This is a genomic window from Nocardia sp. NPDC052254 (genome assembly GCF_040679495.1).
Lineage (GTDB): Bacteria > Actinomycetota > Actinomycetes > Mycobacteriales > Mycobacteriaceae > Nocardia.
Window position 1 is genome coordinate 62,053 of record NZ_JBFAUW010000003.1, and the last position, 24,911, is coordinate 86,963.

The 24,911-nt window shown below is 68.4% G+C and carries 21 protein-coding genes; 13 read left to right on the forward strand and 8 right to left on the reverse strand.

Annotated elements, in window-relative coordinates; genetic code table 11:
* Nucleotides 1–232: 232 nt before the first annotated feature.
* The 4 genes from rplU (at nt 233) to proB (ending at nt 3,671) form a co-directional block, all read left to right on the forward strand.
* Nucleotides 233–544 carry a 50S ribosomal protein L21 gene (gene rplU, locus AB0L57_RS09520; RefSeq protein ID WP_364959468.1) on the forward strand — a complete coding sequence of 104 codons (312 nt, stop codon included), beginning with the start codon at nt 233–235 and terminating at the stop codon, nt 542–544.
* Nucleotides 545–592: 48 nt separating this feature from the next.
* On the forward strand, nt 593–859 hold the full coding sequence (gene rpmA, locus AB0L57_RS09525; protein ID WP_364959470.1) for a 50S ribosomal protein L27: 267 nt from the start codon (nt 593–595) through the stop codon (nt 857–859).
* 125 nt (nt 860–984) lie between these two features.
* Complete coding sequence (gene obgE / locus AB0L57_RS09530) at nt 985–2,445, forward strand: GTPase ObgE (protein WP_364959472.1); 1,461 nt, start codon at nt 985–987, stop codon at nt 2,443–2,445.
* Nucleotides 2,446–2,552: 107 nt separating this feature from the next.
* A complete protein-coding gene (gene proB, locus AB0L57_RS09535; RefSeq protein WP_364959474.1) occupies nt 2,553–3,671 on the forward strand; it encodes a glutamate 5-kinase in 1,119 nt (372 codons plus the stop codon).
* A gap of 497 nt (nt 3,672–4,168) precedes the next feature.
* Here proB and AB0L57_RS09540 read toward each other — a convergent pair whose 3' ends face one another.
* From AB0L57_RS09540 to AB0L57_RS09550, 3 genes are all read right to left on the reverse strand, one after another.
* Complete coding sequence (locus AB0L57_RS09540; protein WP_364959476.1) at nt 4,169–5,200, reverse strand: hypothetical protein; 1,032 nt, start codon at nt 5,198–5,200, stop codon at nt 4,169–4,171.
* Nucleotides 5,201–5,255: 55 nt separating this feature from the next.
* On the reverse strand, nt 5,256–5,630 hold the full coding sequence (locus AB0L57_RS09545) for a hypothetical protein (protein ID WP_364959478.1): 375 nt from the start codon (nt 5,628–5,630) through the stop codon (nt 5,256–5,258).
* Between the two features lie 138 nt (nt 5,631–5,768).
* The gene (locus tag AB0L57_RS09550) at nt 5,769–6,473 is read right to left on the reverse strand and encodes an ESX secretion-associated protein EspG (protein ID WP_364959480.1); all 705 of its coding nucleotides are present in this window, start codon (nt 6,471–6,473) and stop codon (nt 5,769–5,771) included.
* Nucleotides 6,474–6,742: 269 nt separating this feature from the next.
* On the opposite strand from AB0L57_RS09550, the gene AB0L57_RS09555 reads away from it, so the two are divergent.
* From AB0L57_RS09555 to AB0L57_RS09590, 8 genes are all read left to right on the forward strand, one after another.
* Nucleotides 6,743–9,424 carry a phosphoenolpyruvate synthase gene (locus tag AB0L57_RS09555; RefSeq protein ID WP_364959481.1) on the forward strand — a complete coding sequence of 894 codons (2,682 nt, stop codon included), beginning with the start codon at nt 6,743–6,745 and terminating at the stop codon, nt 9,422–9,424.
* A complete protein-coding gene (locus AB0L57_RS09560) occupies nt 9,414–12,776 on the forward strand; it encodes an AMP-binding protein (RefSeq protein ID WP_364959483.1) in 3,363 nt (1,120 codons plus the stop codon). Before AB0L57_RS09555 ends, AB0L57_RS09560 begins: the two co-directional genes overlap by 11 nt.
* Entirely contained in the window at nt 12,773–13,024 is a 252-nt protein-coding gene (locus AB0L57_RS09565; protein ID WP_364959485.1) for an acyl carrier protein, read from the forward strand. The genes AB0L57_RS09560 and AB0L57_RS09565 overlap by 4 nt, the downstream gene beginning before the upstream one ends.
* Complete coding sequence (locus AB0L57_RS09570; protein ID WP_364959487.1) at nt 13,021–14,109, forward strand: SDR family oxidoreductase; 1,089 nt, start codon at nt 13,021–13,023, stop codon at nt 14,107–14,109. The genes AB0L57_RS09565 and AB0L57_RS09570 overlap by 4 nt, the downstream gene beginning before the upstream one ends.
* Nucleotides 14,106–15,008 carry a nucleoside-diphosphate kinase gene (locus AB0L57_RS09575; protein ID WP_364959489.1) on the forward strand — a complete coding sequence of 301 codons (903 nt, stop codon included), beginning with the start codon at nt 14,106–14,108 and terminating at the stop codon, nt 15,006–15,008. Before AB0L57_RS09570 ends, AB0L57_RS09575 begins: the two co-directional genes overlap by 4 nt.
* Nucleotides 15,005–15,964 carry a ScbA/BarX family gamma-butyrolactone biosynthesis protein gene (locus AB0L57_RS09580; RefSeq protein WP_364959491.1) on the forward strand — a complete coding sequence of 320 codons (960 nt, stop codon included), beginning with the start codon at nt 15,005–15,007 and terminating at the stop codon, nt 15,962–15,964. The genes AB0L57_RS09575 and AB0L57_RS09580 overlap by 4 nt, the downstream gene beginning before the upstream one ends.
* A 43-nt stretch (nt 15,965–16,007) precedes the next feature.
* Nucleotides 16,008–17,102: a hypothetical protein gene (locus AB0L57_RS09585; RefSeq protein ID WP_364959493.1), complete on the forward strand. Its 1,095-nt coding sequence runs from the start codon at nt 16,008–16,010 to the stop codon at nt 17,100–17,102.
* Between the two features lie 236 nt (nt 17,103–17,338).
* Nucleotides 17,339–17,887: a DUF4254 domain-containing protein gene (locus AB0L57_RS09590; RefSeq protein ID WP_364959494.1), complete on the forward strand. Its 549-nt coding sequence runs from the start codon at nt 17,339–17,341 to the stop codon at nt 17,885–17,887.
* Between the two features lie 3 nt (nt 17,888–17,890).
* Here AB0L57_RS09590 and AB0L57_RS09595 read toward each other — a convergent pair whose 3' ends face one another.
* Complete coding sequence (locus AB0L57_RS09595; protein WP_364959496.1) at nt 17,891–18,871, reverse strand: methyltransferase; 981 nt, start codon at nt 18,869–18,871, stop codon at nt 17,891–17,893.
* A 308-nt stretch (nt 18,872–19,179) separates the two neighbouring features.
* Nucleotides 19,180–19,752 (reverse strand): TetR/AcrR family transcriptional regulator, encoded by a 573-nt coding sequence (locus AB0L57_RS09600; protein ID WP_364959497.1) that lies wholly within the window; start codon nt 19,750–19,752, stop codon nt 19,180–19,182.
* A 93-nt stretch (nt 19,753–19,845) separates the two neighbouring features.
* On the opposite strand from AB0L57_RS09600, the gene AB0L57_RS09605 reads away from it, so the two are divergent.
* Nucleotides 19,846–20,307, forward strand: coding sequence for a nuclear transport factor 2 family protein (locus AB0L57_RS09605; RefSeq protein ID WP_364959499.1), 462 nt, complete (start codon nt 19,846–19,848; stop codon nt 20,305–20,307).
* A gap of 15 nt (nt 20,308–20,322) precedes the next feature.
* Here AB0L57_RS09605 and AB0L57_RS09610 read toward each other — a convergent pair whose 3' ends face one another.
* From AB0L57_RS09610 to AB0L57_RS09620, 3 genes are all read right to left on the reverse strand, one after another.
* Nucleotides 20,323–21,261: a D-isomer specific 2-hydroxyacid dehydrogenase family protein gene (locus tag AB0L57_RS09610; RefSeq protein ID WP_364959501.1), complete on the reverse strand. Its 939-nt coding sequence runs from the start codon at nt 21,259–21,261 to the stop codon at nt 20,323–20,325.
* A 178-nt stretch (nt 21,262–21,439) separates the two neighbouring features.
* Nucleotides 21,440–22,405, reverse strand: a complete 966-nt coding sequence (gene ligD, locus AB0L57_RS09615) for a non-homologous end-joining DNA ligase (protein WP_364959503.1) — start codon at nt 22,403–22,405, stop codon at nt 21,440–21,442.
* A 189-nt stretch (nt 22,406–22,594) separates the two neighbouring features.
* The gene (locus AB0L57_RS09620; protein WP_364959505.1) at nt 22,595–24,880 is read right to left on the reverse strand and encodes a DEAD/DEAH box helicase; all 2,286 of its coding nucleotides are present in this window, start codon (nt 24,878–24,880) and stop codon (nt 22,595–22,597) included.
* Nucleotides 24,881–24,911: the final 31 nt, after the last annotated feature.

The following is a 24,911-nucleotide window of genomic DNA, read 5'->3' on the forward strand; positions in this document are numbered from 1 at the left end:
AGCCCGGTTTGGTCTGGGGGGTGGGGGTCCTGTAATCTTGGTCAGTCGCTGCCCGGTGACAGCACTGCGCTGTCGTGAGATCCGGCTCGAAACGAGCTCTCCGGCGCGGAACGTAGCGCTGAGGCGGCGGTGACTATCAGACCAGTCATATGGCGGTTTCCGGTTTTCACCGGTAGGCGTCCGTGTGAACAGAGTGCCTATGCACCAGTTGAGGAAAGAGGGCAGCCGACCGATGGCAACGTACGCGATCGTCAAGACCGGCGGAAAGCAGTACAAGGTCGCGGTCGGTGACCTGGTGAAGGTCGAGAAGATCGAGGGTGAACCGGGCACGGCCGTAGCGCTGTCGCCGGTGCTGGTGGTCGACGGCGCCGAGCTGACTACCGATGCCGACAAGCTGGCCAAGGTCGCGGTCTCCGCCGAAGTGGTGGAGCAGACCAAGGGCCCGAAGATCCGGATCCACAAGTTCAAGAACAAGACCGGCTACCACAAGCGTCAGGGACACCGTCAGAAGCTGACGGTCCTGAAGGTCACCGGCATCAAGTAATTTCGACCTAGCGGAACCACCAGGTTTCGAATCGAGGAGTTTTCAGCCATGGCACATAAGAAGGGTGCGTCCAGCTCTCGCAACGGTCGCGATTCCAATTCCCAGCGGCTCGGCGTGAAGCGCTTCGGCGGCCAGGCCGTCAAGGCCGGTGAGATTCTGGTCCGTCAGCGCGGAACCCACTTCCACCCCGGCGTCAACGTCGGTCGTGGCGGCGACGACACGCTGTTCGCCCTCGAGGCGGGCGCGGTCCAGTTCGGCAGCAAGCGTGGCCGCAAGACCGTCAACATCGTGGTACCGGAGCCGGCGCAGGCCTGATCGGCGTCGGAGCCTTCTCCACACATTCTTCGAAGCGGGCCAGGGTTTAGCAGATAAACCCTGGCCCGTTCGCCGTTCCGGGAGGCTCACCACCACCGTCCACCGAACACAGAGGTCCAGCTGGCATGTCCAAATTCATCGATCGTGTGGTGCTGCACGTACGCGCCGGGAAGGGCGGCCACGGCTGCGCCTCGGTGCATCGCGAGAAGTACAAGCCGCTCGGCGGACCGGACGGCGGTAACGGCGGTAACGGCGGGGATGTGATCCTCGAGGTCGACCCCAATGTGCACACCCTGCTGGACTTTCATTTCCATCCGCACGCCAAGGCCGGTAGCGGTAAACCCGGAGAGGGCGGTAACCGCGACGGCAAGCAGGGCGGCGAACTCCTGCTGAAGGTGCCGGACGGCACCGTGGTCATCGGGAGCGACGGGGAAGTGCTGGCCGATCTGGTCGGTAGCGGAACCCGCTACGTGGCCGCTCGCGGTGGCCGGGGCGGTCTCGGTAATGCGGCGTTGGTGTCGCGGGCACGCAAGGCCCCCGGTTTCGCTCTCCTCGGTGAGGAGGGCCAGGAGCGCGATCTCGTCCTCGAGTTGAAATCCGTGGCCGATGTGGGCCTGGTCGGATTCCCCTCGGCGGGTAAGTCCTCCTTGGTGTCGGTGTTGTCGGCCGCCAAGCCGAAGATCGCCGACTATCCGTTCACCACGCTGGTGCCCAACCTCGGCGTGGTGTCCAGTGGTGACACCACCTTCACCGTCGCCGATGTGCCGGGCCTGATCCCGGGAGCCAGCGACGGGCGTGGCCTGGGTCTGGATTTCCTGCGTCATCTGGAGCGTTGTGCGGTGCTCGCGCACGTGGTCGACTGCGCCACACTGGAACCCGGTCGCGATCCGATCTCCGATGTCGACGCGCTCGAGGCCGAGCTGGCCGCGTACCGGCCGGCGCTGGCGGCCGATGCCGGACTCGGCGATCTGGCCGACCGGCCGCGCGTGGTCATTCTCAACAAGGCCGATGTCCCCGATGCGGCGGAACTGGCCGAGATGGTCACCGCCGAATTCGCCGAACGCGGCTGGCCGGTGTTCACCATCTCGGCGGTGAGCCGGGAAGGCTTGCGGCCGTTGACTTTCGCGCTGGCCGATATGGTGCGCGAATATCGCGAGGCGCATCCGAAGGCGGAGCCGAAGCGGCCCGTCATCCGCCCGGTGGTGGCCGGCGAGAGCGGATTCTCGGTGGCGCGCGATCCGGAGGTCGAGGGCGGCTTCATCGTGCGCGGTGAGCGACCCGAACGTTGGGTGCGCCAAACGCAATTCGACAATGACGAGGCCGTGGGCTACCTGGCCGACCGCCTGGCGCGGCTGGGCGTGGAAGACCAGCTGGTTCGCCTGGGCGCGCAACCGGGCGCCGAGGTCACCATCGGTGATGTGAGCTTCGAGTGGGAGCCGCAGATCTCGGCCGGTGTGGACATGGTGATGACCGGCCGCGGCACCGATCCGCGCCTGGATCAGACCGAGCGCATCTCTGCTTCCGAGCGTAAACACGCCTCTCGAGTGCGTCGTGGACTGGTGTCCGACGACGAGGACCAGCCGTGACGGCCCGCGGCGCCGATTCGATCGGTGCGCGCGGGCGACCACGGCCCCGGTAATCGTGCGCCACGGCCAGGTGGCGACTCAAGTGAGTGAGTGTTGTAGTGGCACAGGTGGATTCTGATCAGGAGAAGATTTCGACGCGGCAGGCCATTCGCACCGCGCGCAGTGTGGTCGTCAAGATCGGTTCCTCGGCGCTGACCAGTCTCGAGGGTGGGCTCGACAACGCCCGGCTGGACCGGCTCGCCGAGGCGATCGAGGCGCGGATGCGGGCGGGTTCCGATGTGGTGGTGGTGTCCTCCGGCGCGATCGGCGCCGGTATCGCCCCGCTCGGATTATCCGCTCGGCCAAGAGATCTCGCGACGAAGCAGGCCGCCGCCAGCGTTGGTCAGCTGGCCTTGGCACATGCGTGGGGTACCTCGTTCGCCCGGTTCGATCGGGTGGTCGGGCAGGTGCTGCTGACCGCTGGTGACTTCGCCCGCCGCGAACATCACCGCAATGCGCAGCGCACCCTGGACCGGCTGCGGGCACTGCACGCGGTCGCCGTGGTCAACGAGAACGACACCATCGCCACCGAGGAGATCCGGTTCGGCGACAACGATCGGCTGGCCGCACTGGTCGCACATCTTGTCGGTGCCGACGCGCTGCTGCTGCTGTCGGATGTGGACGGTCTATACGACGGCGATCCCCGCAAGGGTGGTGCGAGCTTCATTCCAGAGGTGCGCGGCAGCGCCGATCTCGACGGTGTCATCGCCGGTAGCGGTGGCGCTCTGGGCACCGGCGGAATGGCATCCAAACTGTCCGCGGCCCGGCTGGCCGCCGACGCCGGTGTGCCGGTCCTGCTGGCGGCGGCCTCGGATGCCGCCACCGCCCTGGCCGACGCCTCGGTGGGTACTGCCTTCGCCGCTCGCCCGACGCGATTGTCGGCGCGCAAGTTCTGGGTCCGCCATGCCGCCGACAGTCGTGGTGCGATCCATCTCGACGCCGGCGCGGTGAAAGCTGTTGCGAAATGCCGCCGTTCGTTGCTCGCCGCCGGTGTCACGGGTGTGAAGGGCCGTTTCCACGGTGGTGATGTGGTAGATCTGCTGTCCCCCGAGGGGCGGGTGGTGGCCCGTGGTGTCGTGGAATACGACAGCGGCGAACTCGAGTCGATGGTGGGACGATCCACCTCGGAACTGCCGGATGGTATGCAGCGCCCCGTGATTCACGCCGACGACCTGGTGCGGGTGTAGACGGTCCGGAGTTCATCTCCTGCTGGGCGCGGTCGAGTATGGGCGTCATCGGAGGTCGGCGTTGACCGGTGCGGACACCGCGCTGCTGACGAAACTGGTGCGAGTGTCAGCCTTCCGGAATGCGGTCCTGGTGAGCTCGACGGCCGGAGGGCGATCGGTTGTGACCGGGGGTGTCCGCGCCGGTATTGGTTGAGGCGCAAGGGAAGAATCGGATCCCGCAGCCAGATCGTGAGGGCGGAGGACTCCACACGGCGGAGGACTCGAACGGCGCGGGTGTTGATCGGGGGTGCACGGACGATTTCGCCCGCACCGCCGCGTTGGCGGTGGTGCGGATCGGCACTGAGTCGCCGGGCGACGTGTGACGCCGGTGTCGTCGAATCGGCGGGTGCGGGTGCCGGTGTCGTCGAATCGGCGGGTGCGGGTGCCGGTGTCGTCGAATCGGCGGGTGCGGGTGCCGGTGCCGTCGAATCTGCCGGTGCGGGTGGTGGTTCGGCGAATCAGCGGGGTGGGGACACTCCCGGTTGGTCCGGAGCGGGGGCGTTGGTATCCGGGATCGGGCCGGTGATGCCGGGCTGACCGTCCTGGTCCGCCAGCGGCGGGGTAGCCGGGTCCGGCGTGGCTGGGTGTGGCGGTGTGGCGGGAGCCGGTGGGGGAGTGTGAGATTGGCTCGGAGCCGGAGCCGGAGCCGGAGCCGGAGCCGGAGCCGGAGCCGGAGCCGGAATGTGTGCTTCCGGGGGTGGCGCCGGTGTCGATGGTGAGACACCGTTGGGTGCGGGTGCGGGTGCGGGTGCGGGTGCTGATGGACCCGGTGTGGGTGTGCCCGTCGTGGGCGGAGCCGGGGCCGGAGTTGCGGGCGCCGGTGCGCTCGGTGCCGGTCCGGGTTGTGGTGGTGCCGACGGAGTTTCGAGCGCCTGCGGCCGATCTCCGGGGGATGGCGGTGCGCCGGGTGCCGGCCCCGGAGCCGGTGCGTCCGGGACGGTGGGCAGGGCGGGAACACCGCTGCCGGCGGCGGAGTACGCGGGCTTGTAGATCATGTTCATCGTCAGGATGGCTTCCTGGCGCATGACCTCCTCGGCGATCGCCGCATCGAGGACGTGTGCCGCCTCGAGGGCGCGGGCGATGGCACCGACCGGGCCGGTGTCGCCCGGCGGTGGGACCGCGAGTTTGACGGCTTCGGCCGCCCCGGCGACCGCGCCCAATCGCGCACCGACCTCGGCGAAGACCGCGGCCAGTTCATCGACGGACGCGGCGAAGCTGCGCGCGCTCACGGCGGCGGCCTCGGCGGCCGGGCCCTGCCAGCCCGCGGCGTCGATGGTCTGTTCGGTGTGGGATCTGGTCGCCGGGATCGCACCGGTGAGGGTGGCGGCGGCTTCCAGCCAGGTCAGTGACGCGTGCAGAATCTCAGCGGCATCGATCTTCTCGGTGCCGTCGTGGATGCCCGCGTGCGTCATCGACTCGAAATGTTCCATCGCGCTGACATATTCGGGATCGCGATGGGCGGCGGGGCCGTACCGGAACTCGGCGCTCATCACTCACGACCGCCCTCGGCGCCGCTACCGCACGGGAGGTGCGGTGCCGGGGCGCTCATCGCGACATCCCGGCCGCGACGGCCCGCAGTGCCGCCGCATGGGCACTGTCGGCCTCCTCGTACAGCCCGCCGCTGATCAGAAACGCCTCTTTCATGCGATACGCCGCGGCGATGTACTGATCGAGCAGTTCGGCCGCATCGCGGGCCTTGCGGCCGAAGCCGGCCTGCAGCTGTTGTGCGGAGAAGAATCCGCCGAATCCGGTGAGATCCGATACCGAATCCAGGCGCTGCTGGAGTTCGCGCAGCCGGTCGGCCTGCTGTTGGTAGATCTCGGCGCAGCCCCGAGCGGCCGCTGGATCGAAGGTGACGGTTCCGCCGCGCGCGGCCTGCAGGAACCCGGCGATATCGGCCTGGCTGGTCTCGATCGTCATGCGCACCCCTGAGATCGGTCGGTCAGGTCCAGCCTAATGGGTCGGAGCCGGAAGGCGGCAGCGAGCGTAACGGCGGCAGGCTTCCCGGATGAGTTCCAGCCGGCACCGCCCGCGCGGCTCGGCCACCGGCTTCACCGGTCAGCGCGGGAGACGTTTCTGCAGATGGGTGGCGATCTGTTGCCGGTTCGCGGGCACCACATGCACCTCGTCGCCGGCCTTGATGAGATATCGCCCGTCGTCGGCGACATCGATCCAGGTGTAGTAGAGCGGCGCGGGCGGCCGTTCCCGGTCCAATCCGCCCTCGATCCGGATGTGTCCCTCGGCGGTGTGCGGTGTGAGCAGCAGGCGGCGGATGCGCGGCACCGACGGCGGTACCTGCCGCTGCCGGTCCTCGCTCCGGACCGCGTCCGAGGGGGCCGAGCGGGCGGGTTCACCGCCGGCCGGGCAGTCCGGCAGCAGCGCGGCGATACGGGCGCCGAGTTTGCCCGTGTGGCCGATGGACAGCCGGATCGTCCCGCCGAAACCGGGGGTGCGGCCGGGATCCTGGATCGCGAGGACGGCGTGGTCGTAGATCGCGGCCCCGATCGCGCGAATCTCGGTTCCCGGGCCGTGTGTACCGCCGATCGCGATGATCCGGGTGTGTGGTGCGGCGAGGATGCGCAGACATGCCGACAGGTCCGGATCCGCGCCCAGCGGCAGTCGGTTGTCGAGGTCCCGGCGCGATGTCGCGGCCTCGTCCTCGGTGCGGGGTGTCTCGAGGATTCGCAGCGGGAAGGGATGGCGATCGAGATCGGTCTCGCGCCACACATGCGCGAACTCGTCCGGAGTGAATGACCAACTCACGCCGAAACACCCTCCACCGATTGTCACCAGCCTGAACGTAGCGTAGCTGCGAGCCCGGCGGGCGGCCAGCCGATCTTGTTTCGAATTTCGGTTAACACCGATGAGCATGCCCGGTATATCGAGACAATGCCCCGGTGACGGCCTGCTCGACGGGGCTTTTTCGACTTCGGACGTCCGTCGTAGGGAAACGAATATATTTCAGATTCACTGTATGTGAACGCTGTGGCCGACCGCTCGGCAGGCATGCGGTCAGAAGGACGGGAGAGCTGGTGCACGGATCCGATACGGGTCTAGAGGATGCGGCCGAAGGAGGGGGCAAGGCTGCCGGCCTGCGCCGGCTGCGCGACGCCGCGCTGCCGGTGCCGGATTGGTCGGTGGTGACACCGGATGTGTTCGAGTCGATGCCACCCGAGATTGTCTCGGCGGTAGCGGAATTCGTCGAATCGGACGACCTCGACGAGGCATTGTCGCGCGGTGCGGCATTGCGGGCGAGCATCATGACCGCCGCGCCGCCCAGTGTGCTGGTCGAGATGGTGGGCGAGTTGTGGCAGCGGCTCGGTGGCGTGGCGGTGGCGGTGCGCTCGTCGGCGGCGGTCGAGGATGGGACAGCGTATTCGTTTGCCGGGCAGTTCGATTCGTTCCTGAACGTCACCGGTGCCGAAGCGGTGGCCGGTGCGGTGGCCGCGTGCTGGGCTTCGGCGCTGGCGCCCCGGTTGATCGGCTACTGCTTCGCGCACGGCCTGGCGCTGCCGGGGATCCCGGCGGTGATCGTCCAGCGGATGGTCGCGGCCGAGGTCAGCGGTGTGCTGTTCACCTGTGACCCGAGTACCGGCACCACCGATCGGATGGTGGTCAGCGCGGTATACGGGCTGGGCGAAGGGTTGGTTTCCGGTGCGGTCGATGCCGATTCACATGTCGTGGACAAGGTTTCGGGAACGGTCGTGGAATCGGTCCTGGGTGAGAAGTCGACCCGCTATCGCGCCGACGGTGAACAGGGTTGTGTCGCCGAGGAAGTCGGACCGGCACTGCGGGAGCGGACCGCGCTGGATGCGACGCAGCTGGGCCAGGTCGTCGAACTCGGCCGCCGCATCGAGGAGAAGGCGGGTTCGCCGCAAGATGTGGAATGGGCCTTCGACCCCGACGGACGGCTGTGGGTGCTGCAGGCGCGTCCGGTCACGACCGCGGTCGGAACGCGGGTGCTCGGCGCGGGGGAATCCGTGCCCGAGGGTGCGCAGCGAATCTGGGACAACTCCAACATCATCGAGAGTTTCAACGGCATCACCTCGCCGCTGACCTTCACCACCGCAGCCGATATCTACGGCCGGGTCTATCGCGACTATGCGCGGTCCCTGGGCGTGGCGCCCGAACAGGTACGCCAGACCGACAGCTGGACGCCGGTGCTGCTGGGCTATTTTCACGGCCGGGTCTACTACAATCTGCTGCACTGGTATCGGATGGTGGGTATCGCGCCCGGCTATCCGCTCAACCGCAAGGTCCTCGAGGCCGCACTCGGCGTCGCCGAGCCGTTGCCGGACGAGATCGCGAAGACGTTGCGCCCGTACGAATTCGGCAATCCGATCACTCGCCTGATCGCCCGGGCTCGCACCACCGCCGTCTATATTCGCCGCATCCGCGGCATCGATGCCATGATGCGCGAATTCCTCGACGATTTCTACCGGGTCTACGACGACTTCGAAGCGCACGACGACAGCGCCGACACCGGCCCACAGGCCTATGCGCGCTACCGCGAACTGGATTCCGAACTCGTGCATCGCTGGGGTCCGATGATGGTCCTGGACGCGATGCTGCTCACGCTCACCGGACTGCTGTACGTGCTCACCCGGATATTCCTGCCGAAGGCGCCGGAATGGTTCCTCTACGCGGTCGCGGGCCCGGGGGCCGATGTCGAATCCGCCGAGCCCGCACGGGCGATGTCTGAGCTGGCGGCGCTGGTGCGGGCCGATCCGGAATTGCGCAAGGTGGTGGAAACCACTGCGCCGGAGCGTGTTTACGATGTGCTCGCGGGAGGTGGGTACGACGAGTTCCGCGCCCGGGTCGACGACTACATCGATCGATACGGCTATCGCAGCGTGGACGAGCTGAAACTGGAGACACCGGATCTGCGTGAGGATCCGTCCGCCCTGTTCGTCATGCTGCTGGCCGCGCTGCCGGAATCACAGAACCGTGCCGCCGACCATGCGCAGCGGTACCTCGATGAGCATCTGGGTGGTTGGCGGCGCGCGATCTACGAACGATTGCGCCGCAAGGTCGCTCGCTGCGCGGGCCACCGGGAAAGCTTGCGTTTCTGCCGCACCCGGGCCTTCGGGATGGTCAAGCGGACGATCCGGATCATGGGACGAGATCTGGTGCGACGCGACATCATCGATGACTTCTCCGATGTGTTCCAGCTGACGCTGCCGCAACTGCGCGGATGCTACGAGGGGGGCGAGACCGCCGATCTGCGGGCAGTGGTCGCCGCTCGCAAACAACAGCGTGCCGCCGACGCCCGTCTGGTGGCGCCGCCGCGGTTCGTCACGCACGGTGACGGGTTCGGGCCCGCGGAGCTGGCCGCCGCCGGGTGGGTGCCCGTCACCGACACCCCGGCCGCCACGGCGGGGGCGGTGTTCACCGGAACACCCTCCGGTGGCGGAGTCGGTACCGGAGCCGCGGTCGTGGTGGACGAGCCGCGCGATGTCGCCGGCGGGGTGCTGGTCACCTACCGGACCGATCCGGGCTGGGTGGCGGTACTGCCGTCGGCTACCGCGCTGGTGATCGAGCGCGGCAGCCCGCTGACCCATGTCGCCATCGTCGCCCGCGAACTGGGCGTGCCGACCGTGGTGCAGATTCCGGGTGTGACCCGGACCGTCCGTACCGGAATGCCGCTGCGGGTGGACGGCACCGCCGGCACCGTGGCCGTGCTGGAGGAAGGGGAGGAAAACGATGTCCGCTGATTCGCACATCTCGAGTGCCGACGAGGGTCTGGTGCGCGGCTGGCTGGTGAATCCGGCCGCCGACACCGGAATTCATCTCGCCGACGAGGAGGACGGCTGGCAGTTCCGCAGTTATGCGGAACTGGCCGACCTCACCTGGTCGATGGCCGGACGGCTGCGCGAGCGCGGAATGGGTACCGACGCCGGTGTCTGCGTCGTCATGCCCACCGGATTCCCGTGCGTCGCGGCCTTCTACGCGGTGTGGGCCTGCGGTGGGGTGTTCACGCCGATCGCACCGCCGCTGTTCGCCGATATGGCGCAATACATCTCACACGTCGCGGCGGTCCTGGTGCAGGCCGCGCCCCGGCTGGTCGTGACCTCGGTGGAATTGGAAACACCGGTGCGGGAAGCGATGACGGCGGCAGGCCGCACCGATGACCCGGTGGTGCTCACCGAATCCGGGAGTACCACCGACAAGGCGCTGGCCCCCGTATCCGAGACCGCGCTGCTGCAGTTCACCTCCGGGTCGACCGGGGACCCGCGCGGAGTGCGGGTGTCGTGGCACAACCTGGCGAGCAATATCCGGATGATCGGCGACATGACGGACTGGCAGCCCGGTGACGCGATGGTGTCGTGGCTGCCGCTCTATCACGATATGGGACTGGTCGGGGCATTCCTGACCACGGTCGCTCAACAGGGTGACCTGTATCTGATGCGCCCGGATCAGTTCGTCCGGGATCCGGCGCGCTGGCTGCGGGCCATGACACACGCCCAGCACTCGCCCTCGCCGTCCTTCGCGCTCGGCTATGTGGCCCACCGGGTCGCCCCGGAGGAGATCGCGGATCTGGACCTGTCCGGCTGGCGGACGCTGGCCGTGGGCTCGGAGCCGGTGGAGGTCGCCGATCTGCGCGCTTTCGCCGAACTCACCGGAGCGCAGGGATTCTCGGCGAACAGCTACCGGCTGGCCTATGGCCTCGCCGAGGCGACGCTGATGGTCAGCGCCTCGGCCCGGGATCGGCCGCTGACCGCGTTGCGCCTGGACACCGCGACGTTGCGGCCCGGCCGGCCGGTGCGGGTGATCGCCGAGGCCGCGGTGGGCGACCGACAGTGGGTGAGCGGACCGGGCTGGATCACCGGCCTCGGATTTTCCACACCGCAGTCCACCGTCCTGGTGGTCGATGAACAGGGGCGGGAACTCCCCGACGGGGTACTCGGCGAGATCGTGGTGGCCGGTGATTCCGTCGCGCTGGGATACGCCGGCGAGCACGCCGGATCCACTCGGATCGTCGACGGCCGCCTGTACTCCGGAGACGCCGGATTCCGTTATCGCGAGGAGGTGTTCGTCCTCGGCCGGATGGGCACCAGCCTGAAGGTGCGCGGACGTTCGGTGTTCATGGAGGACGTGGAATCGCGGGTCGCCCGCGAAACCGGTGTCACGAAGGGCAAACTCGCCGCGGTCGCGTTGGCGGGTAGCGGTGTTCCGGGCATCGTCCTGTTCGCCGAGACCGCGCCGGGCGACTGGATCACCAAGGCGCGCACCGTGGTTCGCGGTGAGCTCGGACCCGCGGGATCGGTCGCGGTGGTGACGGGTCCGCGTGGGTTCATCCGTCGTACCTCGAGCGGTAAGCCGCGGCGCAGGCACATGTGGCAACTGTATGCCGAGGGCCGGCTCGACGGCGCCACCGAACACCCGGTGGACGATACGGCCGTCACCCATTCCGTTGCGGCACCGGCACTCCCGCCGGCACGGATCGAGCAACTGCTCGATGCCGCCTTGGCATCGGTGACGGTGCCGCCGAATTCCGCCGCCTTGTTCGAGGGGTCGCTGGCGGAGGGATTCGGCAACGAGGGCTCCGATATCGATTTCCTGATCGTGTCTCCGGGTGCGGGGGATATGCCGACGCTGCCGACCGTTGTCTTCGCCGACGGCCGCCGCATCGAGATCCGCACCCGGTCGGAGGCTCAACTGCGGGCACAGCTCGAACGGGTCGCCGGGGCCACCGACATCGGTGAGCTCGACGAGGATGTGCTCAACCGCTGTCAGCGTTTCGGCAACGCGACCGTGGTGCGTTCGGGCTCCGAGGTCGATCTGGCCGGGCTGGCGGCGCTGGTGCCCGCCGCGGACTTCGCGGTGACGATGGCGCACTGGTGGGCGCGGCGCAGCCGGGACGCGTTGTGGTACGCGGTCGCGTTGCGGGCCATGGGCGCCGGCGAAGAAGCCGAGGGCTGGGCCCGCGACGGTCTGCTGCAGGCGGTGAAGTCGTGGGCCGCGTCCCGCGGGGAGACCTATCTGGAGACGAAATGGCTGCCGCGGCAACTCGACCGGATCGCGGCGGGCGGTGATGCGGAGGCCGGACGGCTCATCGGGGCATACCGCGACGGCGCGCCCGTCCGTACGGTGGCCGAGACCTGCGCGCTCGCAACGGAATTCGGGATCGACGACGTGGCCGACGATCCGGGCCGGGTGCTGGTGACCCGACGCGATGCGGTGACGACCTGGCCGATCGGTGATCGAATCCATGTCATCCGCGACGATCAGGATGTGTTCGCGCTGTCGGACGCGGGGGCCGCGGCCTGGCGGTCGGTCGTGCCGCGCAAATCGGTCGCCGATCTGCTGGGCCGGGCTCCGATCGGTGCCGAGCTGGCCGAATTCGTCCGGCTCGGATTCGTCGGCCTGGCGCTGCGTGGTGGCCGGGCGCTGACTCCGGCACTGGCGATGTGCAAACCCGTGCGACCGTTCACGCCGGTGCCCTCTGCCCGGGTGCCCGCACTCGGACTCGGGGGTGGTGGAGCGGACCGGCCGATCGCGACCCTGTCACCGCTGCCGGCGCAACGGTTCGTCGGCTGTGCGATGGAGGTGGTCTGGTCGAATGTGGTGCTGGAGAACGCCCGTGAGGATCTGATGGGCGCGGTCAAATCCGGGCAGGGTGAGGTGGCCGAGATCGCGGCCCATCGCGCCATCGCGATGTGTGTTCGAATGGCCCTGTCCACCTACGGTATTCACCCGTTGCCCGCCGATGTGGCGCCGGTGCGTACGCTGGCGGCGCTGTTACCCCGCGGCGAGGATCTGACCGAACTCGTCGGCCGGGCGGCGAGTGTGCGTTTCTCCGGGGTTGTGGATTCCGGCGCGGGCGGCCCGGCGGAACTGGCGGTTCTCGACGAGCTGATCGCCGAGGTGCGCGAGATGGCCGGTGGCACACAATTTCCGGCGTCGTTCGACTCGCGGGAGCAGTGGCGGCGCACACTCGACATCAGCTACGACTGGCTGCGGCCGGCCGCCTATCTCGATACCGAGCTGCCGCTGGACGAGGCCCGCGACCTGCTCGGCTCGGGCGGACGGCAACCCCATCAGCAACACGGAGGCCCGCGATGACCAATGTGAAAAATACGGTGGCCGAGCAGGTTCGACAGCTCGTCGGCGCCATGGCGCCGACGAGACCCGGTGAACTCACCGGCGAGCTGCGCCTGGTCGAGGACCTGGGCTTCGATTCGCTGCGGCTCATGGAGCTCACGCTGGCCCTCGAGCGCGCCTTCGACCTGCCGCGCTACCGTCCCGAACAGCTGACGGGTGTGCGGTGCGTCGCGGATGTGGTGGCCCTGGTCGAGGGGGTGCGGCAGTGAGCGCGCGGCAGGCGGTGCTGGTCACCGGCGCCGGCGGTCTGGTCGGCGCCGAAGTCGTCGCGCGACTCGGCGCGGCCGGCCGGCCGGTGGTCGGCCTGTTGCACGACAACGGCCGGATCATCCGTAACGACGGATCCGAGGCCGCACCGGTGGCGACCGTGCGCGGTGACATTCGGCAGCCGCAGCTGGGTCTGCCCGACACCGATGTCCGGGATCTCGGTGCCCGGGTCGGCATGATCGTGCACTCGGCCGCGACCACCGCGTTCGATGCCACTCCGGGCGAATACGAGCAGCTCAACGTGCGCGGCACCGCCCACGTGATCGAGTTGGCGCGGCGCTGGGACGTACCGCTGGTGCATGTGAGTACCGCCTATGTCTGCGGTATCCGGTCGGGCGTGGTCGCGGAGGACGATCTGGATGCCGGGCAGGCCTTCGGAAACGGCTACGAGGACAGTAAGTTCCGGGCCGAGCGGCTCGTGCGCTGCAGTCCGGGTCTGCGCTGGGCGATCGTGCGGCCGGGAGTCGTGACCGGAACCGTAGCGACCGGCACCATCCGGGAGTACAAGAACCTCTACACCGTGGTGAAACTGATCGTCGAGGGCAAGCTGCGGTCGTTGCCCGGCCGCTACGACGCCACCATCGCACCCGCACCGGTGGATTTCGTCGCCGACGTGATCGCCGCGGCGGTTGCCGATTTCGATGCCGCCGAGGGCCGGACGCACCATGCTGTCGGTGCCGACGCGCTGTCGCTGCGCGACATCTCGGACGTGTTCGCCGAGTATCCGTCCTTCCGGGTCGCGTCCTTCGTTCCCGAATCCTCGTTCGCGGTCGCCGACCTCGAGCCTCTGGAACGCGAGTATTTTCAGCGCATCGGATCCCTCTACACCAGCTACTTCGCTCGCCGTCCGGCGTTCGACACCACCGCAACGCGCGCACTGCTCGGCCGGGACTGTCCCGGCACCGGGAAGCCCTACCTGCGAACACTGCTCGATTACTGTCTGGAATCGGGATATCTCGGTGAACCGCTGCCCTCGATGGACGAGGTGCTGGCACGGTTCACACCGGCCGCGGGAGGTACCCGATGAACCTGGTGGAGTTGCTGTCCACGGCGACCCCGCTGCCCGACAAGGCGGCCAGATATTCCGAGGACACCTATGTCCAGGAGACCGTCGACCAGCTCGACGCGGCGGGCTTGGACGCGGCCGAATTCGCCGTGCGGCACTCGCTGCTGCTGCTGAAGCCGGACGCGATCGTCGGCAGGGCCGTCGAGCCCACCGTCGACTGGCTGCGAGACAACGGTTTCCGGATCGTCTCCGCCCGCAGCTGCCCGGTGGACCGGCATCTGGTGCGGGCGCTGTGGTATTTCGCGTGGAACATCGCGTCGCCGGAGCGGCGGCGGCTGGCGGATCTGCTGGTCGGATTGTCCGGCGCGCTGGTTCTCGTCGTCGCCGGCGATCCGGCACCGCTGCCGACGCCGGTGCGGCTCACGGCGGCCAAGGGCCCGACCGATCCGCGCAAGCGGCAGCCGGGCCAACTGCGATATCTGCTGGGGCGCCACAGCTATCTGCTGAATCTCGTGCATTCCCCCGACGATCCGGCGGATGTGCTGCGCGAGTTCTCGATCTACTTCGACACTGGCACGCGCGAAGAGATCCTGCGGGAGATCGGTGCCGGCACCGAGGCCGGTGACGATGCCATCGCCCTGGCCGCCGAACTGTATTCCCACACACCCGCACGCGATTTCGGTCGCGGGGCGGCCGTGACCCGGCTGCTGGCCGATATGGGTGACGCACCCGCCGATTTCGATCCGGAGAGCGACGAGGACTGTGCCCGGCTGCTCCGGCGCGCCTGGGCCACCGGCCGCACGGTTGATCCGTGGTCGGTGATCGTGCTCGGTTCCCTCGTTCTGCCCATGCGAAACGGTGCGCACCGACAGACCCTGCCGCCGGTATCCGCCCACGATTGGTTGGAGGCACGACCATGACCACAGAAGCCACGGCCGTTGCGACAGCGAGCCACGTACAGACCATTTCCCGGCACCTCGCCCACCGCTGCGCGGTGGCGGAGGTCTTCGTGACCTCGTTGCAGCGAACCGGGCCCGACGATTTCGTGGTCGGTGCCCAGTTGCCGCGGATGCACGCCTTCTACGGCGACCACCGTGCACCCTGGGACGCCGAATACGATCCGATGCTGGTGATGGAGTCGGCGCGCCAGGCAGCGATCGCGCTCACCCACGAATTTCTCGGTGTGCCCGAGGATTTCGGCTTCGTCGTGCGTACCTTCAATGGCGCCGTCGCGCCCGGTGCGGGCTGGCGGATCGGCCGCTCACCCGCGGAACTGGTGATGTCGGTGCAGATCTCGCGCCGGCATCGGCGCGGTGAGATGGTGCACGGTGTCGACATGGTGCTCGATATCGAATGTGACGGAACGCCGTTGATGATCGTGGACGGCTCGTTCACCTGGATGCCGCCGTCGCGCTGGGCGGCGTTGCGCAGCGGCTTCCGCGACAGCGTCGGCATGGGCGAACTCGGCGATCCGGTGCCCCTGGGTGTGCGCGCGGAGCCGACGGCGGTCGGGCGCTCCGACGCCCGTAATGTGGTGATCGGATCGATCGGCCACGATGCGGGTGAGGTGACGGCGGAGGTGGTCGTCGACACCGCGCATCCGATCCTGTTCGATCATCCGCTCGATCACGTGCCCGGCACGTTGCTGCTGGAGGGGGCCCGGCAGATCGTGGCCTCGATGTCGCCTGCCCCGCCGCGCCGGCTGCTCGGGATCAGCAGTTCGTTCGATCGGTTCGTGGAGTTGGACAGCCCCACCGCGGCCGTGGCACACCCCTCCGATTCCATTCCCGGACAGATCGACTGCGAAATCCGGCAGTTCGGTGCGGTGGCCGCGCGGATCGGACTGCGGTACGAGACCGACGAGGCGGAATGCTGAGCGCGCCGCGCGGAGTTCCGGTGGACCGGGGAGGCGACCGGCGGTGAGAGCCGAAGCCACCACGGTGAATTCGGCGACGCCCGGACGTCTGCTCGGGTCGGTGTCGCGTATCGCGCGCTTCGTCGTCGTGCGCTACGAGACCCACCATCTGCTGTACGCGGTGCTGTTCGTGGCAGCCGTGGAAGGTACCGCCGCGATCGTGTCCCATCCGGACACGCCGTGGCGGCCCGGCTGGGCGACGGTCGTGCGGATCGTCGTGGTCGCGGTGCTGCTGCTGTATCTGCGGATGGTCGACGAGATCAAGGATCTCGATTACGACCGGATACACCATCCGGACCGGCCGCTGGTCTGTGGCGCGATCACCGTCGTCGAGTTGTGGGTCGCGATCGGGGTGGTCGCCGTCGCGCTGACCGTGGTGTCGGCACTGCTGTCGTGGTGGTCGGTGGTGCTGGTGGTCGCCTCGATGCTCTACGGGCTCGCACTGTGGGGGCTGGAGGCGGTCTCGGTGGCGGTGCGCGGAAATCTGCTGCTGAATCTGGCGGTGACCTACCCGGTGCAGTTGTGGATCATCGGCTACATCGTGCGCTCCGCCGTCGACACCGGTCAGGTCGAATCCGGTTGGGGCACGGCCGCGGTCGCGGTGATCTTCGCCGGCGCCTTCCTGCATTTCGAATTCGCACGCAAGACCGTGCGGGATTCGCGACCGGGACAGTGGTACTACTCGAACGTCCTCGGTAGCACCGGAAGTGCCGTGGCCACGGGTGCTTTCGCGGTGATCGCGGTTGCGGCGGATCTGCTGCTGGTGCGGCCCTGGGACCGTCCGATGCCGTGGGCGCTGCTGCTGTGGATGCCGGCGGTGTCGTCGGTGATCCCGATCGTCGCGACGGCGGCCTTCCTGCGCACGGCCGGCCGATTCGATACCGGCCCAACGGTTGCCGCGGTCGCGTCGGCTGGGCCGGACGAGGCGGCAGGTCCTGGCGAAGTAGCTGGTCCGGGCGTGTCCGGGACACCGAATCCGGCGTGCGGTCCGGAGGCGTCAGGGAATTCGTCTCCCCCGGAATTTCCGGTCGTACCCGCTGTGGTATTCGTACTGCTGCTGTACGCGATTCTCATCGCACAGGCGCTGACCTGGCGATAGTCCCGGTGTTGGGGGCGGTGGCTTTCCGAATGGCACCGGAAGGCCACTGAAAGGGCAGTGACCGGACCGCCGCGAGAGCGCACGCTGAGAAGTAGCACCCGGCGCCGCAGGATTGCCCCTTCGCATCGTGCGAGGCACCGGATCCGGTGCGGTTCGCCCTTACCGCATCGGGCTCGCGGTCCGGTGTTTTGTTCGTGGCGTCGGGTGCATCCACGACCTTCCCGGAGGTGTATCCGATGTCCGCCGCACCGCAGCCATCCGGCCGCACCGCGTGGACCGGTCCGGGCGGGCTGCGCGGTCGTTGTACCGCCGAGGTGGGCCGGGGCGCCGTGGGGACGGGCGCCCCGGACACGGCTACCGACATTCATCGCGGAATGCCCGACGAACACGAACTACTCGCCGCCTGCTGCGGACATATCGGCGATCACCGCGACGATCATCCGATCACCCGTTGTGCGCGGGAGCTGGCCGAACTTCATCTGTTGCGGCGATCCACGCCGGTGCGAGCGGCGGAAATCGATTGCCGCCGTCGGGAAATCGTCGTCGCCATCGACCAGTGGGCCGGTGCGCGTACGGTCGCGCCCGCCGGTGCGCGGTCACTGGGTGCGGCCGTCGACGGTCTGGCCGCCGCGCAGGTGCGCGCGACCGTGCTGTTGCGGGCCATCGGCGACATCGGTGACGAGCGGGTTCGGGTGGCGTGGTCGATGGTCGGCTTCATGGCCGATGACTGGGTGGGCCTGGTGGAACAGAAATTCGGCGCCCGGCGCCGGTTGCACGGCCGTTGATTCTCACACCGGGCGCGCCTCGATCACCGATTCCGGTGAGACGGTGTCCACGATGCGCTCGACGGCGAAACCACTGCGCGTCAGCAGATGCCGGTAGTCGGCGGCGGTGCGTTCCCGGCCGCCGCTGTTGATCAGCATCTCCAGATCGATGTACTTGCCCGGATGTGGCCGATTTCCTTGGGGTAAGACGATTTCCACGATGATCAGACGCGCGGAAGGGGCCATCGCGCCGCGCACGGTACGCAGAATCGCCTCGGCCCGCTCGTCGGGCCAGTCGTGGACGATATGTTTGAGCAGGTAGGCATCGCCGCCGGCGGGCACGGCATCGAAGAACGATCCGGTCGCCACCTCGACCCGGCCGTCGAGTCCGGCCGCGGCGAATCGCTCGGCCGCCGTTGCCGCCACATCGGGCAGATCGAACAGCACGCCACGAGTGGCCGGCACCCGGGTGAGAATCTCGACGAGCATGGCCCCCTGTCCGCCACCCACATCGACGATCGCGTCGAACCGGCTGAAATCGTAGGCCGCGAACAATGATTCGGTGGTCAGCGATCCGATACTCGTCATCGCCCGATCGAACAGATCACCGAATTGCCGGTCGGTGCGGATGTATTCGAAGAAGGGCGCGCCGTCGACCTGCGGCCACACCGGATCGCCGGTGCGCACCGCGTCGACCACATGCGTCCAATGCGCGCGATGGGTCGCCGACCCGAAGAACAGCGCGGCGTCGCGCAGGGAAGCGGGAGAGTCGCGGCACAGCGCCCGCGCCGGGGCGGTGAGCGCATACCGCCCGTCGCGACGCTGGGTGAAGATTCCATGGCTGATCAGCAGCCGCAGCAGCCGCCGCAGTGCGTCCGGATCGGCACCCACCCGCCGTGCCAGCTCCGGACCGTGGAGCGGTCCCCGCGACAACTCGTCGGCGACACCCAATGCGGCCGCCGCGTGAATCGCCTGCGTCAGCCACCCCGCCGCCAGCAGTTCCATGAGCGACAGCGGACCGGGCGCCAACCTCCGATAGGCCTCGCTCAGCGCGTATCGAACCGTTTCGACGGCTCGAACCAGGGGGAGCGGGGGTAATTTCGGCAGGGCGAGCAACCGGGTACTCCCTCCGGTCCAGGGCGGGCGGGGACAGTGCCGAGCCTACGTGCCGCCCGGGGGTCGAGGGCGAGGAATCACTGGTCCGCGGGTGGACCAAGGTGATCGGTGTGGGCGGCGTTGCTCGGCATTCAGCTGTGGACTCCGAGCGCGAGGACACCTCGGCGGTGGGCCGCCCGGCGAGCTGCTGCGGCATGTCACATCGGGGCGATGCCGAGCAGGCGTTCGGCGGCGGCTCTCGCGCGGTCGGCGACCTCGGGATCGCCGCTGATGCCGGCGGTGACGATCGCTCCCTCGGCGAGGAGGTGGACCGCCTCCGCGGTATCGGTTCCGGTTGCGTCCACCCAGGTGGTGATCGCGGCACGAAAAGCGTTCTTGTGCGCGCGCACCTCGTTCAGGATGGCATCGGATTCGGCGCCGAGTTCGCCGTGGACATTGATCCAGGCGCAACCTCGAAAGCCCGGTGCGGCGAAGAAATCGCGCAGCCAGTCGAACACGGCGAGGACGCGCGCGGACGGATCCTCGGCCTGTTCGACATGGGTGGTCAGGTCCGTCAGCCAGCGGCGGTCGCGGCGGCGGAGCATGGCGACGACGAGATCTTCCTTGGTCGGGAACATCGCGTAGATCTGCTTGAGTGACAACCCGGACAGCTCGCGAATCCGATCCATGCCCACGGCCCGCACGCCATGGGCGTAGACCAGGTCTTCGACCACGTCGAGCAGGGCCTCGCGGTCGGTGGCCTTGCGCTCGGGGGTGAGTGCGGCGGGCATCGGATCGTCTCCCTTGACATCGAGAACGTGCGTTCCCTACGGTATCGCAATAGTTGAGAACGTCCGTTCTCGACCCTGGAGGAAGGAGTGCTGATGTCCGAATCTCGCCCGCCCTTTCCGCCGTTCACCCCGGAGTCGGCGGTCGTCAAGGTGCAGGCCGCCGAGGATGCCTGGAACACCCGCGATCCGGAGCGGGTAGCGCTGGCCTACACGCCGGACTCGATCTGGCGCAACCGGGAAACCCTCGTCCGGGGGCGTGCGGAGATCGTGGAGTTCCTGACCGCCAAATGGGAGCGCGAACAGGATTACGCACTACGCAAGAGCCTCTGGGGTTTTCGCGGTAACCGGATGGCGGTGCGTTTCCAGTACGAATGGCACGACGACACCGGTCGCTGGTGGCGCAGCTACGGCAACGAACTGTGGGAGTTCAGCGAGACGGGACTGATGTCGCGTCGTGAGGCCAGTATCAACGATGTGGCGATCACCGAGGCGCAGCGCCGGATATTCGGCCCGCGTTCCGGCGAAGAGCACGGCGTCGATATTCCGTTGTGGTAGTGGTGATTCGGCCCGTCAGTAACCGGCCGCCGGATCGATGCGGGCGATGAGCTCGCGGCCCTCGGCGAAGCGGGCGACATTGCCGCGCACGTGGTCGGCGAACGCGGCGGTACGTAGGCGGGGCGGGTTCGAATCGTGCGGGGTGATGATCGCATTCGGCAACTCCCAGAGGGGGTGGCCGTCGGGCAGGGGCTCGGGATCGGTGACGTCCAGGCCGGCGCCGCCGATGCTGCCGTCCTCCAGCGCGACGACCAGGGCGTCGGTGTCGACCAGTGCACCCCGCGCCACATTGATCACCCAGGAATGCGGTTTCAGTTGGGCCAGTTCGTTCTTGCCCACCAGATGGCGGGTGCCCGGAGTCGCGGGCGCGGCCACCACGACGTGGTCGGTGCGGGACCAGATCTCCGGCAGGCGTCGCGCGGGCACAGTTTCGGAGACATTGGCGCCGGATACCGTTGCGCCGGAACGATTCACGGCGATGATGTCGGCGCCGAACGGTTCCAGCAGGGAGATGACCTCACGGCCGATACCGCCCGCCCCCACCACGGCCACCGTGGCGCCCCGGAGGGTGCCGATATGCGGGAAGAACTCCTGCTGACGCCAGTGGCGAGCGCGCAGCTGCTCCGGTAGATATCGGACTCCGGCCAGCAGGAGAGCCACCGTGTGCTCGGCCACGCTCTTGGCGAAAGCTCCTGCCGCAGAAGTGAATACGACATCCGGGTGACGTTCGAAGATGCCGGCGGCGAAGAACTCCTCCACACCGGCGGAGAACAGCTGTACCCATTCCACCGACTCCGGCAGCTCCGCGGGGAAGTCCGCCGGGCCGCCGTCCCAGATCAGGGCGCGTGCCTGGCTCAGCTCCGTCACCTGTGCCCCGCCATCGGTGATCGCCCGGACCAGGAGATCGGTGGTCACCGGCGCGAGAGCGATGCGGACGGGATCTGGGCTGGTCATGCGGTGTGCTCCTTGATGTTCGTGCGTTCGAGGACGATCCGAGCCGACGTCCCCGCATCGGCCGAGAGCGCGGCCCACGGCGGCGCGGAAAGCCTGTCGTCTGTGCTCACCCGGCCATCTTCCGCGGATTCGGGCCGGTGGGAAGGAATTGTGTTCGGCGTGATCGGATCACCGGACATCACGACTTGTCGGATATTTCGTCCAGGTCCACCTCGACCTGGCCGCGATCCGCCCATTCCAGCAGGGGGGCGAGGTCGAAGACGGCGTCGTCGATGCCGGCATGCAGATCACCGAGTTCGCGGTAGCGGGCCGGGACCGAGTGGATGGTGAAATCGTTCGGTTCGATATCGGGAATCTCGTGCCAGTGCACCGGAGTGGATACGGTCGCGGCCGGGACGCCACGGACCGAATAGGCGGCGGCGATGGTGTGGTCACGAGCGTTCTGGTTGTAATCGACGAACAACATGCCGGGATCGCGGTCGCGGCGCCACCAGGTGGTGGTCACATCGTCGGGAGCTCGGCGCTGCACCTCGTGCGCGAAGGCCAGTGCGGCACGGCGGACCTGCTGGAAGCCGTATTCGGGCGCGATTCGGACGTAGATGTGCAGGCCGTGGCCGCCGGAGGTCTTCGGCCAGCCCACCGCGCCGAGTTCGTCGAGCACCTCGTGGGCGACCTCGGCGACCCGCTGGACCCGCGACCAGGGGCAGTCCGGCATCGGATCGAGGTCGATGCGCCACTCGTCCGGGCGCTCGGTATCGAAGCGACGGGAGTTCCAGGGGTGGAACTCCACGGTGGACATCTGCACGGCCCACATGACGTCGGCGAGTTCGGCGACACACAGTTCGTCGGCGTGGCGGTTGTAGCGCGGGAAATGCACCCGCACCGTGGGAATCCAATCGGGCGCCCCGGCCGGTAACCGCTTCTGGTGCACCTTGCCACCGGGCAGACCCTTCGGAAACCGGTGCAGCATGCACGGCCGGTCCCGCAGCGCGTTCACGATGCCGTCCCCGACACTGAGGTAATACTGGACCAGGTCGAGCTTGGTCGCCCCGATCTCGGGGAAGTACACCCGATCCGGATTCGATATGCGCACCGTGCGCTCGCCGACGGTCAATTCCACCGCGGGCGCCGACTTACTGGTCACCGGATCGACGATAGCTGTATTTTCGGCCTCCGCTTCGCTGCGGCGGGGTTTCGGCCGTTTCGTGACCGACGCCTCGGGGACTGTTGGGGCGGGACTGCGCCGGAACCTGGGCGATCGATGATCTGCGTCGGCTCGACAGTGGTCGTCATCTGATCGTGGCCTGAGCCCGCCCTCGGCGGCAGGCAGGACTCAGGTCGGCGTGGCCAGGGCCAGGGGGAGGACCGCGGGGGCTCCGGCCGAGCGGAGGGTGCGGGCGGCCAGGGTGAGGGTCCAGCCGGTGTCGGTGTGGGTGTCGACCAAGAGGATCGGGGTGTCGAGGCCGGTGAGGTCCGGGGTTACCCAGGAATCGAACAGCGCGGCGACGCGGTGCGCGGAGTTGGCGGCCGATACCGGTGGGCGGTCGGGGCGGGTGCGCAGAATGCCGAGGTCGGTGAGGCGGCCGATGTGGGCGAGGCGGGCGGACAGGTCGGCGGCGAGTTTCGGATGGGTGGCCGACTGGACGGCCATGATCGCGCCGGGGCGCTGGGTCCAATCCCATTCGCGGAGTACGGCGATGCACGCGTCGACGATGTGGTCGGGTGCGGGGCCGTCCGGGGCGTCGAGCAGGGTGCGGAGCCGCTGACCCCAGCCGAGATCGCTGAGCCGGCCCAGCACCCGGCCCACCTGTGGCCCGTCGGATATCTTGCCGGACAGCGGGATTCCCAGTTTCGACAGGCCGGTGGGCCATTGTTTGCGTGGGGCCAGATCGATACCCGGGCGGTCCAGGCGCGCACGGATCGCGGCGACATCCTGCGCCTCGACCGATACGTCGAACCGGTGGCCGGTGCAGTTGTCGCAGCGGCCGCAACCGGGTGCGTCCGAGGCCAGGCCCGGATCGTCGAGCTGGTGGCGCAGAAAGTTCATCCGGCATTCACCGGTGCTCTGATAGTCGAGCATGGCCTGCTGTTCGTCCGCGCGGGCGCGGTCGAGCCGTTCGTAGCGTTCGGTGTCGTAGGCCCATTCCTGTCCGGTGGCCAGCCAGCCGCCGCGGACCCGATGTACGGCACCGTCCACGTCGAGCACCTTGAGCACCATCTCGAGCCGTGAGCGGCTGAGCTCGACCAGCGGTTCGAGCGCCACCGTGGACATCGGCCGCTCGTGATCCAGCGCGGCGAGCACCGACCGCACCACGTGCTCACGCGGAAATGCCACGGACGCAAAGTAATTCCAGATCTGCCGATCCTCCGGCCCAGGAAGCAGGATGACCTCCGCGCGGACGTTGGTGCCGGAGGCGGTAGCTTGCGTGTCCACGGAGGTGCCCGGTAGCGCGGTGTCGGATAGGGCGCAGACGTTGGTGCCGGAGGCGGTAGCTTGCGTGTCCACGGAGGTGCCCGGTAGCGCGGTGTCGGATGGGGCGCGGACGTTGGTGCCGGAGGCGGTAGCTTGCGTGTCCACCGCAGGGGTGGCTTTCCCGAGTCCGCGTCCGGCGCGGCCGACCTGCTGGTAGTAGGCGATGGGGGAGGAGGGGGCGCCGATGTGGACGACGAAGCCCAGGTCGGGTTTGTCGAAACCCATGCCGAGGGCCGAGGTCGCGACCAGTGCCTTCACCTCGTTGTCGAGCAGGGCCTGTTCGAGGGTTTCGCGTTCACCGGGGTCGGTGCGGCCGGTGTAGGCGGCGACCCGGTAGCCGTGGTCGGTGAGTACGTCGGCCAGGTCGTGGGCGGCGGCGACGGTGAGGCTGTAGATGATGCCGGAACCGGGCAATTCGGCGAGTTGGCGGCTCAGCCAGGTGGTGCGCTGGACGGCATCGGGGATCCGGACCACCGACAGATGCAGTGATTCGCGGTCCAGAGTGCCGCGCAGGACCAGGGTGTCGGTGCCGATCTGGGTGGCCACATCGGTGACCACCCGGTTGTTCGCGGTGGCGGTGGTGGCCAGGACCGGGATGTCCTCGCCCAGGTCGGCGATGAGGGTACGGATGCGGCGGTAGTCGGGCCGGAAGTCGTGGCCCCAGTCGGAGATGCAGTGTGCCTCGTCGACCACGACGAGCCCGGCGTCGGCGGCCAGCTTCGGCAGTACCGAATCGCGAAAGTCGGGATTGTTCAGTCGTTCCGGGCTCACCAGCAGGACATCGACCTCGCCGGCGGCCACCCGCGCGTGGATCTCGTCCCAGTCGGTGACATTGCCGGAGTTGATGGTCTCGGCGACCACACCGGCCCGGCGCGCGGACGCCACCTGGTTGCGCATCAATGCCAGCAGCGGCGACACGATCACCGTCGGCCCGCGCCCCTGGGTGCGCAGCAGCCGGGCGGCGATGAAGTACACCGCCGATTTACCCCACCCGGTGCGCTGCACCACCAGCGCCCGCCGCCGGTCCACCACCAGCGCCTCGATGGCCGTCCACTGATCCTCGCGCAGTCGTGCCTGCGGACCGGCCAGTTCACGCAGCAGGCCCTCGGCGGATTCGCGCAGCTCGGTCGTAGTCACGGGCTCCATCGTGCCCGAGGCCCCCGACAACCGGCCAGCA

Excerpts from the sequence above, each read along its gene's own strand:
- rplU (WP_364959468.1), top strand. The coding sequence starts at position 233 with ATGGCAACGTACGCGATCGTCAAGACCGGCGGAAAGCAGTACAAGGTC.
- rpmA (WP_364959470.1), top strand. The coding sequence starts at position 593 with ATGGCACATAAGAAGGGTGCGTCCAGCTCTCGCAACGGTCGCGATTCC.
- obgE (WP_364959472.1), top strand. The coding sequence starts at position 985 with ATGTCCAAATTCATCGATCGTGTGGTGCTGCACGTACGCGCCGGGAAG.
- AB0L57_RS09540 (WP_364959476.1), bottom strand. The coding sequence starts at position 5,200 with ATGAGCGCCGAGTTCCGGTACGGCCCCGCCGCCCATCGCGATCCCGAA.
- AB0L57_RS09545 (WP_364959478.1), bottom strand. The coding sequence starts at position 5,630 with ATGACGATCGAGACCAGCCAGGCCGATATCGCCGGGTTCCTGCAGGCC.
- AB0L57_RS09560 (WP_364959483.1), top strand. The coding sequence starts at position 9,414 with ATGTCCGCTGATTCGCACATCTCGAGTGCCGACGAGGGTCTGGTGCGC.
- AB0L57_RS09565 (WP_364959485.1), top strand. The coding sequence starts at position 12,773 with ATGACCAATGTGAAAAATACGGTGGCCGAGCAGGTTCGACAGCTCGTC.
- AB0L57_RS09575 (WP_364959489.1), top strand. The coding sequence starts at position 14,106 with ATGAACCTGGTGGAGTTGCTGTCCACGGCGACCCCGCTGCCCGACAAG.
- AB0L57_RS09580 (WP_364959491.1), top strand. The coding sequence starts at position 15,005 with ATGACCACAGAAGCCACGGCCGTTGCGACAGCGAGCCACGTACAGACC.
- AB0L57_RS09590 (WP_364959494.1), top strand. The coding sequence starts at position 17,339 with ATGTCCGCCGCACCGCAGCCATCCGGCCGCACCGCGTGGACCGGTCCG.
- AB0L57_RS09595 (WP_364959496.1), bottom strand. The coding sequence starts at position 18,871 with ATGGAACTGCTGGCGGCGGGGTGGCTGACGCAGGCGATTCACGCGGCG.
- AB0L57_RS09600 (WP_364959497.1), bottom strand. The coding sequence starts at position 19,752 with ATGCCCGCCGCACTCACCCCCGAGCGCAAGGCCACCGACCGCGAGGCC.
- AB0L57_RS09605 (WP_364959499.1), top strand. The coding sequence starts at position 19,846 with ATGTCCGAATCTCGCCCGCCCTTTCCGCCGTTCACCCCGGAGTCGGCG.
- AB0L57_RS09610 (WP_364959501.1), bottom strand. The coding sequence starts at position 21,261 with ATGACCAGCCCAGATCCCGTCCGCATCGCTCTCGCGCCGGTGACCACC.
- AB0L57_RS09620 (WP_364959505.1), bottom strand. The coding sequence starts at position 24,880 with ATGGAGCCCGTGACTACGACCGAGCTGCGCGAATCCGCCGAGGGCCTG.